The organism is Streptomyces liliifuscus (assembly GCF_016598615.1).
In the GTDB taxonomy this organism is placed as follows: domain Bacteria; phylum Actinomycetota; class Actinomycetes; order Streptomycetales; family Streptomycetaceae; genus Streptomyces; species Streptomyces liliifuscus.
In genome coordinates, this window is record NZ_CP066831.1 from 18144 (window position 1) to 31540 (window position 13397).

At 68.3% G+C, this 13397-nt stretch carries 12 protein-coding genes and 2 pseudogenes; 7 read left to right on the forward strand and 7 right to left on the reverse strand.

Features of this window, described 5'->3' with window-relative positions; genetic code table 11:
* The first annotated feature begins 52 nt into the window (after positions 1 to 52).
* Entirely contained in the window at positions 53 to 2035 is a 1983-nt protein-coding gene (locus JEQ17_RS00085) for an AAA family ATPase (RefSeq protein ID WP_200393223.1), read from the forward strand.
* Positions 2036 to 2163: 128 nt separating this feature from the next.
* Here the strand turns inward: JEQ17_RS00085 and JEQ17_RS00090 are convergent, their stop codons facing one another.
* Positions 2164 to 2625 (reverse strand): hypothetical protein, encoded by a 462-nt coding sequence (locus JEQ17_RS00090; protein ID WP_200393224.1) that lies wholly within the window; start codon positions 2623 to 2625, stop codon positions 2164 to 2166.
* A 330-nt stretch (positions 2626 to 2955) separates the two neighbouring features.
* Between JEQ17_RS00090 and JEQ17_RS00095 the strand changes: the two genes are divergently transcribed.
* From JEQ17_RS00095 to JEQ17_RS00105, 3 genes are all read left to right on the forward strand, one after another.
* On the forward strand, positions 2956 to 3186 hold the full coding sequence (locus JEQ17_RS00095; protein ID WP_200393225.1) for a hypothetical protein: 231 nt from the start codon (positions 2956 to 2958) through the stop codon (positions 3184 to 3186).
* Positions 3183 to 4160, forward strand: coding sequence for a hypothetical protein (locus JEQ17_RS00100; RefSeq protein ID WP_200393226.1), 978 nt, complete (start codon positions 3183 to 3185; stop codon positions 4158 to 4160). The genes JEQ17_RS00095 and JEQ17_RS00100 overlap by 4 nt, the downstream gene beginning before the upstream one ends.
* A 366-nt stretch (positions 4161 to 4526) precedes the next feature.
* Positions 4527 to 6155, forward strand: coding sequence for a helicase associated domain-containing protein (locus tag JEQ17_RS00105; protein WP_234047952.1), 1629 nt, complete (start codon positions 4527 to 4529; stop codon positions 6153 to 6155).
* Positions 6156 to 6445: 290 nt separating this feature from the next.
* Here JEQ17_RS00105 and JEQ17_RS00110 read toward each other — a convergent pair.
* The 3 genes and pseudogenes from JEQ17_RS00110 to JEQ17_RS00120 all read right to left on the reverse strand — a co-directional run bounded on the left by JEQ17_RS00110 (position 6446) and on the right by JEQ17_RS00120 (position 9242).
* Positions 6446 to 7466: pseudogene (locus JEQ17_RS00110) on the reverse strand (NAD-dependent epimerase/dehydratase family protein).
* Between the two features lie 10 nt (positions 7467 to 7476).
* The gene (locus JEQ17_RS00115; RefSeq protein WP_200393228.1) at positions 7477 to 8196 is read right to left on the reverse strand and encodes a DUF998 domain-containing protein; all 720 of its coding nucleotides are present in this window, start codon (positions 8194 to 8196) and stop codon (positions 7477 to 7479) included.
* Complete coding sequence (locus JEQ17_RS00120) at positions 8193 to 9242, reverse strand: aldo/keto reductase (RefSeq protein ID WP_200393229.1); 1050 nt, start codon at positions 9240 to 9242, stop codon at positions 8193 to 8195. Before JEQ17_RS00120 ends, JEQ17_RS00115 begins: the two co-directional genes overlap by 4 nt.
* 75 nt (positions 9243 to 9317) lie before the next feature.
* On the opposite strand from JEQ17_RS00120, the gene JEQ17_RS00125 reads away from it, so the two are divergent.
* Both JEQ17_RS00125 and JEQ17_RS00130 read left to right on the forward strand, forming a co-directional pair.
* Positions 9318 to 9854, forward strand: coding sequence for a TetR/AcrR family transcriptional regulator (locus JEQ17_RS00125; RefSeq protein ID WP_200393230.1), 537 nt, complete (start codon positions 9318 to 9320; stop codon positions 9852 to 9854).
* 743 nt (positions 9855 to 10597) lie between these two features.
* A complete protein-coding gene (locus JEQ17_RS00130) occupies positions 10598 to 10738 on the forward strand; it encodes a hypothetical protein (protein WP_200393231.1) in 141 nt (46 codons plus the stop codon).
* Between the two features lie 108 nt (positions 10739 to 10846).
* Here JEQ17_RS00130 and JEQ17_RS00135 read toward each other — a convergent pair.
* The 3 genes and pseudogenes from JEQ17_RS00135 to JEQ17_RS50775 all read right to left on the reverse strand — a co-directional run.
* Positions 10847 to 11335 (reverse strand): annotated as a pseudogene (locus JEQ17_RS00135) (prolipoprotein diacylglyceryl transferase); the annotation flags it as partial.
* Positions 11336 to 11388: 53 nt separating this feature from the next.
* Complete coding sequence (locus tag JEQ17_RS00140) at positions 11389 to 12309, reverse strand: NADP-dependent oxidoreductase (RefSeq protein ID WP_200393232.1); 921 nt, start codon at positions 12307 to 12309, stop codon at positions 11389 to 11391.
* Between the two features lie 290 nt (positions 12310 to 12599).
* On the reverse strand, positions 12600 to 12788 hold the full coding sequence (locus JEQ17_RS50775) for a DUF6417 family protein (RefSeq protein ID WP_407700024.1): 189 nt from the start codon (positions 12786 to 12788) through the stop codon (positions 12600 to 12602).
* A gap of 209 nt (positions 12789 to 12997) precedes the next feature.
* On the opposite strand from JEQ17_RS50775, the gene JEQ17_RS00145 reads away from it, so the two are divergent.
* A complete protein-coding gene (locus tag JEQ17_RS00145; RefSeq protein ID WP_200393233.1) occupies positions 12998 to 13372 on the forward strand; it encodes a hypothetical protein in 375 nt (124 codons plus the stop codon).
* The last annotated feature ends 25 nt before the right edge of the window (positions 13373 to 13397 follow it).

Consider the following 13397-nt stretch of genomic DNA (forward strand, 5'->3'; position numbering starts at 1 on the left):
CCTTTTTGGAAGGATGCCCGGAGATGGAAATCCGAGGTGGCCCCCCTTGCGAGTGTTGAGTATCGGCTGTCGTGACTTCTTGTCGTGCGGCGACCTGCATCTGGACTTGGCTGGTCAGCCCATTATCGTCACTGGCCCGAACGGCGCGGGTAAGTCCAACCTGGGCAGGGTGGTGGACCTGATCAGTACGGTCGTCGGGCACTACAGCGGCCGACCGGCAGCCGATCGGCTGGGCCTGTACAACCGGGCAGGACGCTTCGGCGCCACATCATTCCAGGTCGCCGTGAAGATCGAGCTTGATCAGGCCTGGGAGCAGGAACTGGTTGCCGCCTTCGTCAGGGCTGCTTTCGTATGCGGGGCGGACAGCGCGTCCTCCCCCAGCCTTCCAACCCGAGCTCAACTGGACGCTGCGGTACGCGACCAGCTCGATCCCGCATCGTTGTTCCCGCTGTGGACCGGCACCCTTCACGTGCACTACGACGCGGCCTGGAGCCAGCCTTGGTTCGCAGCCTGGGAGTTCACCCACGCCGACGCCACGTGGCACATCCAGCTCGTGGGCGGGTCCAGCTTCCTGCGCCTGGGCCCAACCGATGCCCGAGGAAGGGTACCTGCCCAGACCCGGAACTTCAGCCACTGGTGGCAGCAACGCCCGGCAGGCCTGGGAGACTTCACCAAGGTGCTTCCGCCGTCCCAAGTCGAGGCTCTGTCCTTTAGCGTGACACCGCCGAATGACGGATCCAGCCCACTGCCCGTCACACTGCTGGACCTGGCAGCCAGGCTGGGTGAGCGTGAGATCGACAATCGGTCCTTCGACTTCATCCACGTGCTGGCCGCGATCCTGCGCCAGGGCATCGTGGTCACCGACAACCGCCGTCTCCCGCTGGAACGCCGCTTCTCCCACCAGGCCCTTCAGCGTTCTTTCGACCTGCGGGACGGCGGTGGGGTGGCCGGTGAGCTGTACCGGTGCAAGAACGGTCCTCTGGCGCTGCGTCAGCGTTATGCACAGGCCAAGGAGTTGTTCACTGATCTGACCGGGCGTGCGTTGGGTGTGCAGGCATCCCCGGATCCCGAGGAACCGGGCACGATGCTCATCGATGTCACCGTCGTCGACGGTGACTACGAAGTACCTATCGCCTTCGCCGGGGCCGGCATCCAGGAAGCGCTCCTGCTGAGCACCCTGCTCACCGGCAAGTCCGGCCGTGTCATCGTCCTCGATGAGCCGGCCGTCAACCTGGAGCCGACCCTCCAGCGCCGCCTCATCCCAGTCCTTGATGCCCGCCGCGCCCAGTGCATCGTGATCACCCACAGTGCCGATCTCGTGCCCGCCAGCACCCCTGCGGACCTCTCCCGCATCGTGCGATTGGCCCCTCACCCGTCAGGCACCCAGGTCTTCCGCACACCCCAGGATCTGCCTGCACAGGAGCAGACCAGATGGCTGCAGCGTCTGGGCACATCGGAGGCCCGGGCCCCGCTGTTCGCCGCCGGAGTCATCCTGTGCGAAGGCGCCACCGAAACCGGCGCTCTGAGCCGGTGGTGGGACAGCACCCACTGTCCCGAATGGGGCCCCCTCAGTGCCGCCAACATCTGCCTGATGAGGGTCGACGGGGACACGGCCTTCCACGGCTACATCGACTACCTCGAAGCCTTCGGCATCCCCTGGGCGATCGTCGCGGACGGCCCCGCACTCAGCCCCGGCAGCCGCCTGCACGAACACCTCACAGCCAAGAACCTCCTCCCAGACGGCCAACCGGACCCCAGCGACACCTTCACCCGCTGGAAGGGCTACTGGGAAGAAGCAGGCGTGTTCACCTTCGCCCGCGAATTCGGCACCGACGGCAACAAGGGCGGCGAATTCGAAGCCCTGCTCACCGAGCTCGATCCCGAGCTGTACGAACAGGCCAGAAAGGAGCACGGCCGGAGCAAGCCCCGCGTCGGTGCCCACTTCGCAGCCCACCACTCCAACCCACCAACCCCGGTCACCGACCTCTACCGACGGATCCGGGAACATCTGGATCCCGAAGTCGGCAGACAGTGACCGGTCGCCTGTCATGGCAGGAGTCGCAAGCCGGGCAGCGTGAATGTCTGGAGCAGCACCGCGTCACGCATCATGGGCGCGGGAGGCGCCACAGCTCAGTACGCGCACGAGCCTGGTCCGCGGGGATCTCACGGACCAGGTGGTAGAGGTTCTCGAAGTACTCCTGCCAGCGGTTCGGATCCGGCATGGCGTTCCCCGCCCTCTTGGCCCGCTCCGCCTCCACCAGCGGCCGCATCCCTTCCCACACCGAGACCACCGACCCCGCCCAGGTACCCGGAGACAGGCTCGATGTCCACCACACCATGCGCGACCAGAGCACCCAGGTTGTCGTAGAACCAGGCCAGCTCACGCACCAACTCCCGCTCGGCTTCCGGCACCCCGTCCAGCCCCGCCGACAGATCACACCCCGGCAACCGCTCATGCACGAACTGCCGCGCCCCGGCCAGACGGACGCTTCGATGCTCACGGAAGAGATCCACCAGCACCGGCAGCGTGTTGGCATGCTGCGCCAACCTCAACTGCCGCAACGACGCCCACCCGGACACCCCCAGCGCCACCACCGACACCATCAACGCCGCAACACCCACCACGCCCCCAACACCGGCCGTCACACGTTCTCGTCTTCGCCCAGCAGGTTCTCAGGCTCGGGCCAGTCGGTCTCCGGCGTTCACGACGGTTGAAGAAGTAGAAGATCGGCAGGACGAAGGCTTCAGAAGTGCAAAGGCAATGCCCGAGGCACGCTCCTTGGCTGCCTCTCGCCTCCATGCCTTCAGATCCTCGTCGAGGGCAGGGGAGTCTTTGATGAGGACCTTTCGGGCGGCCCGTGACTGCCGTTCGACGAGCTGGCGACTCAGCGCGGGCACGAGTTGGGTGGAACCGACAACACCACCGCTGTCAGACCCATACGGAACAATCCCGTCATGGGCGAATCCCTCGCGACACAGTTCCTCGACGCGGACCTCGAGACGGCCTGCCCCGCCTGCGGCTACCTGATGTGGGTCCGGTACTCAGAGGTCGTGGCCCAGACCGCCGTGACCTGCCCCTGCTGCTACGCCCACATCTGGCTGGTCGACGAGACCGGCAGCGCGCAGAATGCGGGCGACGTCGTCCAGCAGCAGATCGCACAAGCTCTGAAAGGCCTCTTCCGGTGAAGTACCAGCAGCGCCTCCAGGTCGCCGTACGCGAACACCTACGCAAACTCATGACCGCGCCCTACTCCAGCTCCGGCCACGAAGTCCACCTCGCCGTCACCTGGATCAACAGCCAACCAGCCCTCACAGGCCTCCTCGAAGAGGCGTCCCAGTCAGAACCAGGCGTCGACCGCGAGCGGTTCCGCACCGGACTGACCCGCAGCGGCCGGTTCGTCTGGCCCAGCCGAACCGAACAAGGGCGAGCCACACTCATCTGGGAACTGATGCAGAGCATCGCTACAAAAGAGGCGAGCAACCCCGATGTTGGCTTGCAGACCGCGATCGGTTACAGCATGGAAAGACGCCACCAGGACAGCTGGCGGGAATTCGCCGAAGACATCCTGCAGCCCCTGTTCGACTTCCTCAGCGAACGCGTCGGTTCAGAAAGCAGCATCCTGCACACCCTCGAGCGCTACCGGACCCGCATCGAGTGGTTCGACCGCGAAGAGCTCTACACCCGCTTCGACGCCGACCGCGCCAACGGCGAAGAAGTCTACAACCTCGACCTGCAGCGCTTCCTCTTCCTCGAAGGCGACCACATCACCCACGCCAAACCACGCTCAGCCTCCGGCGAAGCCGACCTCGTCGGAGAACTCGACGGCCGCGACCCCCTGGTGTGCGACGGCAAGATCTTTGACGGAAGCAGCCGCGGCAAGGGCTACCTCGTCAAAGGCGTGCACCAGATCGTCAAGTACGCCCACGACTACGGGAAGCACACCGCCTACCTCGTCATCTACAACATCACCGACAAGCTCCTCGAACTGCCCACCGACGGCACCCCCGGCGTATGGCCCCCGTACACCGAAATCTCCGGCGTCCGCGTCTACTTCATCCACGTCCGCGTCCTGCCACCCACCACCACCGCCAGCAAAGCCGGCAAAGCCACCCTCGTCATCCTCACCCACGACGACCTCACCAACCCCGACACCACCTGACCCATCCCATCTAGTAGCGGCCCACTGGAACTGCACCACGATCAACCAACCTGCACAGACGCCATGCACACAGGTCAGCCACCACGGCCCCACCCAGAACCACACCCCGAGCACCCCGGCCGCCACGAACAACACTCAGAAGAACTGAGAAACCCCAGCTCGAAGCCACAGCAACAACCCAGAAAGACTGGGCGACGACATCCAGGACCCGGTCGTCACGCCGCCCTCACGAGCCAGGACACCAGCTCCCCGGCGGTCCGCGGGGCCCGGTTGGCGGCGGTCCAGGCCGGGCTGATGCGCGCAGCGGTCGAGGAGCGGTTCCGTCGGGTCCTTGCGTTCCACAGCCGGATCGGAGAAGCCGAAGCTATGGCGGCCGGCGTGCCGGCGGTCGCGGCCCGGCTCGCCGAGGACGACCCCGGCACCTTCCCGGCCGCCGAGCTGGTGTGGGCCAACTGGCTGTACGGGGAGCACTCCCCCATCCACCGGCGGCGGGTGCTGGAGGAGTTCGCCTCTGACTTCCTTGGAGCGGCGACATCTGGCGACAGGGACATTCCCGCTGTGCTGCGGGTGCTGAGTTCCGTCCGGGTTCTCGGTGAAGGGGTTGATACTGCTGAGTGTGATGCGGTGCTGTTTGCGGACGCACGGGGGTCGATGGTCGACATCGTGCAGATGGTCGGGCGCGCGCTGCGGATGCAGCCCGGCGCCGGGAAACTGGCCACGCTGATCGTTCCTGTTTTTCTCGGGCCGGATGAAGATCCGGACGACATGCTGACCTCGGATGCCTACAGCACCCTCACCAAGGTCCTGGAAGCTCTCCGGGCACACGACACAGAGACGATCGAAGCCCTAGCCGATCCCCGCCTGCGCAACAGCAGCCCCACGGCCGAACCCGACGACGCGGAGGGCGAGTTCGCCCCTGACGCGGACGATCCGGAGCAGCAGGGCGAGGACGTCGTGCGGGTGAGCGGGGCGGCTGCCGGGGTGCTGCGCTTCAGCGAGGAGCGCGATCCGTTCGCGCTGACGCAGTTCATCCGGCTGCGGGTCATCGATCCCGAGGGCGCCTACTGGCGGCGCGGCATCGAAGCCGCCACACGGTGGCTGCGCGAGACCGGCAACACCGAGCTGCGGGTGCCGTACACGTTCGCGGCCCCGACCGAGTGGGGAGCTGTCGGCGGGTATCCACTGGGCCGGTGGATCGCCGACCTGCGCCGCTACTACACCGCCGGCACCCTCCAAGCCGCCCGCGTGGTCGAACTGGAGACGCTCGGGATGGTGTGGTCGGCGTGGGACACCGCCTTCACCGAAGGCCTCACCGTCGCCCACGCCTGGGCCGCCGCCCACGGGCATCTGCTCCCACCCGCCACGGCCGTCGCCGAGGACGGGTTCCCCATCGGGACGTGGACCAAGAATCAGCGCGCAGCGGCCCGCAGGACACTCCAGAACACCGAACGACGCGCCGCCGGGGAGACCGGAATCCCCAGCACCGGCGAGCTGCCGGAAAGCCGCATGGAAGCGCTCGAGGCGATCGATCCGGGGTGGTGCCCTGCGTGGGAAATCGGATGGCAGCGATGCTTCCGTCTCACCCTCACGCACCTGCGGGCCGGCGGCGGTCTGCCCAGGGTGTCGGGCAAGGTGATCGTCCAGGGCGAAGACCTCGGATCCTGGACGGCCGCGCAACGGACCGGCTGGGACCGGCTCCTACCCGCACAGCAATGGCTCCTGGCCAACACACTCGGCATCGAGCCCGCGGCGGAGGGTGAGGCGGTCGGGCCGGTGCGGCGGTCGCAGGATGAGCGGTGGGCAACCCACCTCGCCGCCGCCCGCCGATTCCACACCCGCGAAGGACATTTGAACGCGGGACGCAAGCATGTCGAACGAATGGAGGACGGCACGGAGGTGAAGCTGGGCGGATGGCTCGACAACACCCGCCGCAGAGCCACCAAAATCACCCCCGAACGCCGCGCAGAACTCGATGAGTTGGGGATGCGCTGGTAGACGTGCGGCGTACGGCAACGACTGCCCTGCACTCGCGAACCGGCGAGCGCAGGGCAGCCCGTGTTGTCCATCGAGCAGCCCTGTTCGCGCATGTCAGCCGCAGGCGGTTGGGACGACCTGCAAGCCCGGCGCGACGGTTGCTGCGACGCTGCCATCAGCACCGCAGAACGCTCAGTTCACCCGGCGGGCAATCGGCCGGCCCCGTAAGCCGGCGGCACATGGCGCGCCGCGCCACCGGTTCGACGCACCTTCGGCGCGCACGGCTGCCGCGTCGGTCGGTTGTGAGCCCGTCATTTTCCGATGCCGTGGGCGAGGAGGCTCTCGGCGGTCTGCGCGATGGTGTCCTCGATGGGACGTGCTCGCCAGCCCAGAAGCTTCTCCGCCTTGGCGCTTGTGGCGTTGAGATCCCGGCCGAGCTGGTGCCTGAGCAAGCGCAGTTCCGGGTTCGCGATGCCCAGTCGCGCGCGAGCCACACGGGCAGTTCACGGGTCGGGCCTTCGCGGCGCGCTCACCCAGGCGGGCATGCAGAACGCGTGCGATGTCGACGACGCGCAGACTGTGCCCGGCGACGGCCAGGAAGCGTTCGCCGGCGGCTGCCGGGTCGGTCATCGCGCGCAGGTGCAGATCCGCGACGTCGCGCACGTCGACGAAGCCCATCCCGAAGGGAGGGCACGCAGGAACCTGTCCCTCGAGCATTCTGCGCACCAGACGCAGCGATGGCGGGTCGTCCGGGCCGAGCAGGGGTCCAAGGACTCCCACGGGATGAACCGCTGCGAGTTCCAGACCGCCGCCTTCGTCCTGGACGAACTGCCAGGCGGCCCGTTCGGCGAGTGTCTTGGACCGCTGGTAGGGCGGGATGTCGCTGTCGACGTTGGTCCAGTCCTCCTCGGTGAACGGGGCCGAGCGCGGAGGGTGCCCGATCCCGATGGCACCGAAGGCGCTTGTCAGGACGACCCGGCGCACCCGGGCGTCGCGGGCGGCGCGCAGCACCCGCAGGACGCCCTCGCGTGCCGGGACCACCAACTCGTCGCCGTTCGCCGGCGTATGGCGCAGGGTCGGCGAGGCGACGTGGAGGACGAAATCACAGCCGGCGACGGCAGCGTCCCAGCCGTCGGGGTGTTCGAGGTCGGCGCGTACGACCGTGAGGCGGTCGTCGTCGAACGGTGCGGCAGTGTGGAGCCAGGAGCGCAGTGCCGGCTCGCGCTGCAGGTCGCGGACCGTGGTGCGGACGGTGTGCCCGGCCTCGAGCAGGGTCAGGACGCACCAGCTCCCGATGAATCCGGTTCCTCCGGTGACCAGTACCTGTGTCATCTGTCTCTCCTCAGCTCACGGCTCGTGCAGTAAGGGGTGCCGGCGGGTGCGTCGCGCGGTGGCGCTGGGCGGCGGCCACGCTGCTTCCCAGGAGGGCGTGGCCGATCATGATCGGGTAGATCACGGCGCGCTCGAACAGACCGATGTTCCACATCCAGCCGGTGAAGACGTCGGCCATGAAGAGGGGGAACGCGATCAGGCCGGCGGTGCCGAGGGCGATGCTCGCGGTCGACCGGCCCCTGGTGAGACCGATGCGGGTTCCGCCGGCTCCGACGGCGATCGCCATGATGTTGCCGGCGAGCATGACGCTCTGCGCGCCGACGGTGTGGAAGGCGATCAGGCCGTTGCCGACGTTGGTGTTGGAGCCCTGGAAGATGCCGACGAGCGAGACCCCGACGCCGGCGAGGACGGCAAGGATCAGGATGACGACCGGGCGGATGCCCTTGCGCGGGTCGAACACCAGGAACGCGCCGACGATCAGGAGGCTGCCGTAGATCACCCAGCCGGTGTCCATGACGGCGCCGAGGGGGGAGTTGGCGACCTGTCCGAACGCGGTCTGCGCCGGACCGGTCAGGCCGAGGTGGCTGACCCAGTTGTACAGGGGCGAGTACGGCGGGTCCTGCCATGCGGCGGCGGTGACGAACTCGGCGGTCCAGGACACGAGCGGGCCAAGAAGGATGAGGAGGGCTCCGGCGCGGGCAGCCGCGCCGGAGCGGACAATGGGGTTCATGCCAGAGCCATGCCGGGGACGCGCCGGCGGATGGCCTCCATCTCGGCCTCGTCCGAAACGCCCTGCCAGTCGTAGCGGGGGGTGTACGGGGCCTGCAGGGCGCGCACCTCGTCGTCGGTGAGCTCGATGCCGAGGGAGGCCACCGCCTCGTCGATCTGCCGGATCGAGCCGGCGCCGACCAGAGGTGCGGTGACGACCGGCTGGCGGCGCAGCCAGGCGAGTGCGACCTGTGCGCGGCCGGCGCCGTGGGCGTCAGCGACCTGCCCGACCGCGTCGATGATCGCGTGGTTGGCCGCCTCCTGCGCGGGCGAGTAGAGCAGGTCCGCGTAGGCGCCGTCCGTCTCGGAACGCGCCGTCGAGCGGGCGTCGTCCCACGCACGGGCGAGGCGGCCGCGGGCCAGCGGCGACCAGACGATCGTGCCGACGCCCTCGTCCAGGCACAGCGGGATCATCTCCCGCTCCTCCTCACGGGCGAGCAGGTTGTAGTGGTCCTGCATCGACACGAACCGCGCCCAGCCGTTCTGCTGCTGCAGGCGCAGCGCCTTCGCGAACTCCCAGGCGTGCATGGACGAGGCGCCGAGGTAGCGGACCTTGCCGGCCCTCACGAGGTCGCTGAGCGCTTCGAGGGTCTCCTCCCACGGGGTGGAGTGGTCGTTGCGGTGGATCTGGTAGAGGTCGATGTAGTCGGTGCCCAGGCGGCGCAGCGAATGCTCGACCTCGGTCATGACCGCCTTGCGTGACAGGCCGCGGCCGTTGGGTCCCAGCCGCATCGGATGGCGCAGCTTCGTGGCGATCACCACGTCGTCGCGGTCGGCGAAGTCCTTCAGGGCCCGGCCGAGGATCTCCTCGCTGGAACCGTTGGAGTACATGTTCGCGGTGTCGAAGAAGTTGATCCCCGCCTCCAGCGCGTGCTTGATGAGCGGGCGTGCGTCCTGTTCGCCCTTCGACCAGACGGGGTGCCCGCGGTCGGGTTCGCCGTAGGTCATCGCGCCGATCGCGATCGGGGACACGTCGAGTCCGCTCGTGCCGAGCTTGATGTAATGCATGACGCTCCTTAAAGTAAGTGGAGAGCTCCCCACATAACGTAGTGGAGAGCTCCCCACTTAGCAAGGGGAGGTCCCATGGTCCGGTCAGACGCCCGTGAGAACAGGGCGCGCATCCTCGCCGCCGCACGCGAAGCGCTCGCGGCGGACGGCAGCACGTCGATCAACCAGATCGCCCAGCGCGCCGGAGTCGGCTCGGGCACCCTCTACCGCAACTTCCCCACACGCGAGTCGCTGGTCCTGGCCGTCTACCAGGACGAGGTGGCACGCATCACCGGCACCGTGCCCGGCCTGCTGGCCCAAATGCCGCCACTGGAAGCACTCCGCCACTGGACCACCGACCTCGTCGAGGCCATGCGCAGAAAGCACGGCCTCGGCGACGCCCTCGGCCCGGGCGCACACCAGGCAATCAGCGAACAGAGCTACGGACCGGTCATCGCCGCAATCACCCAGCTCCTCGACGCCGGCAAGAAGGACCAAAGCATCCGCCCAGACGCCGACCCAGCAGACTTCCTCCAACTCACCGGCGCCCTGTGGCGCGCCACATCCACCCCCCAGGACCGGGCACCCCACATGCTCACCCTCATCCTCGACGGACTCCGCACCCACCCCTAGACACCGGCACAAGACCAGCACCCACCCCATGAACGGCCCTGTCCCCTTCGCGCCGGTGACCGACACACCACCCAGCCACAAACACAGCCACCCCACCCAACCGACCGTCAAACAGATCCGGCAACCGACCTGCCGCACTGCATCAGCGCCACACGACCCGCACCCCGAAGACAACGAAGGGGACGAAAGAGACGAAGAGATGCGACACCCGTCCGCCGCCGCCACCGAACACGCCGCACACAACCCCCTCGACAACCAGCCACACCACCCGAACCGCCGCCGGGGCAGCCCTCGCCGAACCCGCCCGACGGCACAGGCCCCGCCCCACTCAACGACCGCACTCCGAGCCGTACCCGCTCCCTCATCGAACCCCGATCGCGCCGCGGTGTTCCGGTCCGCGGTGCGATCGAGGAGAAGGGTTCGGGTCCGCTGGACAATGCCGACCGCCCGGTTCGCGTCCTCAGTCGTCATGAAGGGCCACCAAGTCCGGCAAGTCCGGTGAGCGGCCCATGCCTTGACACCCTCGGCCTGCTGAAGTCCCCGTCGACCCGATCCCCTCGCTCGGACGAACAGGGCGGCGAAGCCGGCCAGCAGTCCGGCGACCAGGCCGGTGAACGCGTGGTGGAGAGCGTTGCGCCCCTCCCCCGACGGCATCCCGACGCGGGACCTGTTCACCACGATCGCCGGAATCGTGCACACCGCCGCGCAGGCCAGAGCGTAGGCGGCGGCCACCTGAGCACGGCATGCACTACGGCGGCTGCTTCCTCAAGAACGGCGACGTCATCGACAGATCCACTATCTGCCTCGGCCGCCGGCGCAACACCTGCGTCACCGAGGACATCGGTGACCGCACCCCGGCCATCGGGCACTGGCCCGCGCCGTAAGAGGGCTGGTCCGTGTCTCCGGCAGAGTGGCGCGGGGCTGCGGCTTTCGGCCTGGGTGTCGTTGCCCGAACGTGGAGGCGCCTGGCCTGTGGCCCCTCAGCACAGCGCTCAGCTGCCGGTTCGTCCGCTGTCGACTGCTTCTCGCGTCGGCAAGGCGCCGGAGTCGGCGGCGGCACCGTCTGCGGCCGGACGCCGCCTCGTGACCGCGAGAAAGGTGACGGCGGCCGCGAAGACCAGCAGCGACGTCCAGTCGTTCAGGCGCAGACCGAGGACTTCGTGGCTCTCGTCCACCCGCAGGTATTCGATCCAGAAGCGGCCGACGGTGTAGGCGGCCGCGTACAGCGCGAACGTGCGGCCCCGGTCGAGGCGGAATCGACGGTCGGCCCAGATGACCAGAGCAACCACGCCGAGGTTCCACAACGACTCGTACAGGAAGGTCGGATGGTAAGTGGCCACGTCCTGCATGCCCCCGGGACGGTGCTCCGCGTCGATCTCCAGGCCCCAGGGCAGAGTCGTCGCCCTGCCGTACAGCTCCTGGTTGAACCAGTTGCCCCACCGGCCGATGGCCTGGCCCAGCGCGCTGCCGGGGGCGACGGCAGTTTCGGGGTTCTGGGCTCGCTGGGTCGCGCCGGACGCCAGGGCTTTCCCGTTCAGTCTTGGGTGACGCGGATGATCGTCTTGCCGGGGGTGCGCTTGTCCGGCGTGAACGCGGAGGCTGCCTCGGCGAGCGGCCGGACGGCGCCGACGATCGGCTTGAGGCGGCCGTCCCGCAGCCGCTGGGCGAGGTCGGCCAGGCGGGACCGGTCGGGTTCGACGACGAAGAAGACGGCTCGCCCGTCGCGGGGGTGGACGGCGACCGGCTCGGCGATGGTGACCAGGGTGCCGCCGGGGCGGACCAGTGCGGTGGAGCGTTCGAGGATCTCGCCACCGATCACGTCAAACACCACGTCAACCTCGCCGATGTCCTCCAGTTTCCCGGCCTGGAGGTCGACGAAGTCGTCCGCGCCCAGGCCGAGCGCGGTGTCGCGGTCGCCGGCCCGGCCGGTGCCGATCACCCGGGCACCGGCCTCGCGGGCCAGCTGCACCGCGATGGAGCCGACGCCGCCCGCCGCGCCGTGGATGAGCACGCTCTGTCCGGTGACCAAGCGGGCGTGGTCGAACAGAGCCTGCCAGGCGGTGAGCCCGGAGATCGGCAGCGCGGCGGCCATGACGTGGTCGACATCGGCCGGGAGCGGGGCAAGGTTGCGGGCCTCGACCGCCGTGTACTGGGCCAGCGAGCCATTGCGGGACCAGTCCGTCAGACCGAACACCCGCTGCCCGACTGTCAAGCCGGTGGTGCCGTAGCCGAGCTCGGTGACCACGCCGGACAGCTCGTGGCCGGGCACGCTCGGGGTCCGGTCACGGCCGGCCCGGTCGGTCCAGGTGCCGGGCCAGTCCAGCTCGCCCGGGGTGAACCCGGCGGCGTAGACCTCCACAATCACATCGTTCTCCGCGGCCCGCGGATAGGGCACCTCGGACAAGGCCAGACCGCCGACACCGGCGTCACGGTCCTGAACAGTGATGGCTTGCATGAGGGGTTCCTCCGAGCAGGGGGACGTTTGGGGAGCGGACACCACGCCTGGCAGGCGCAGGCGCAGGCACCGGCCCCGCAGGAGGCCGACCGCCCGCCGTGACCGATCCCAGCGCCGTACGCCCGTGTCCGCCACCGCACACAGCAGCAGACGAAAGGACGGCTGACAGGTGCCGTTGTGATCACGTTTCCGATCCTAGGAGGGAAGCCGCCCAAACACCTGGGCCACTTACACCCACTTGCGGTGGGCCATTTGCCCACGTACTGACCGTGCCGCTGGCGCGGCCGCGCTCAGCTCCCCGGCGGAATGCGGGCGGCGAGCTCCTGCGCCCACCGGTCCGCCTCCGGCGACAGGGGCCCGTCCTCCCCGGCGGTCGCCTGCAGCAGACGGAGCAGATCGTGCGCCTCATCCAGGGGCCATGGTGCGCATCGCCGATGAAGTATTCCTCCCGTTTGGCGGTGGCGGCCAGCAGCCACCACGGCTCACGGCGCCTGCCTCGGCCTCCGCGGCAGCAGTTGTCATTCGCCGAGCATGAGCGGTCGCAGACATCGCATCATCCGACTCTTCAGGGCTCCCTCAGTCAGTACAGGAACAGCAGAGCTGCCGGCCCGCGGCACTACGTAGGGTCCGGGGCATCGGCGAGGAGGGCAGTGCCCGAGCCTCGCAATGACAAGGAGGAGACGTCGGTATGAGCAATGTGGAGATCTGCCTGAAGGAGATCATGGCTTCGATCGAGGGCGCGTTAGGAACTGCTCTGGTCGACTACACCAGCGGTATGGCGCTGGGCACTCTGGGGGGCAGCAAGGACCTCGACCTGACTGTTGCGGCAGCGGGCAACACGGACGTGATCCGAGCCAAGACCCGCACCATGGAACACCTCGGACTCAAGGGTGAGATCGAGGACATCCTGATCACACTCGGCAGCCAGTACCACATCCTCCGGCCGCTCAAGGGCCGTGGCGGCAACGGCTTGTTCCTCTACCTCGTGCTCGACAAGAAGAAATCGAACCTCGCAATGGCCCGCCACCAGCTCAAGAGCGTCGAGACCCAACTGGACGTGTAGAAAACCGCGTGCTCCATGGCCCCGC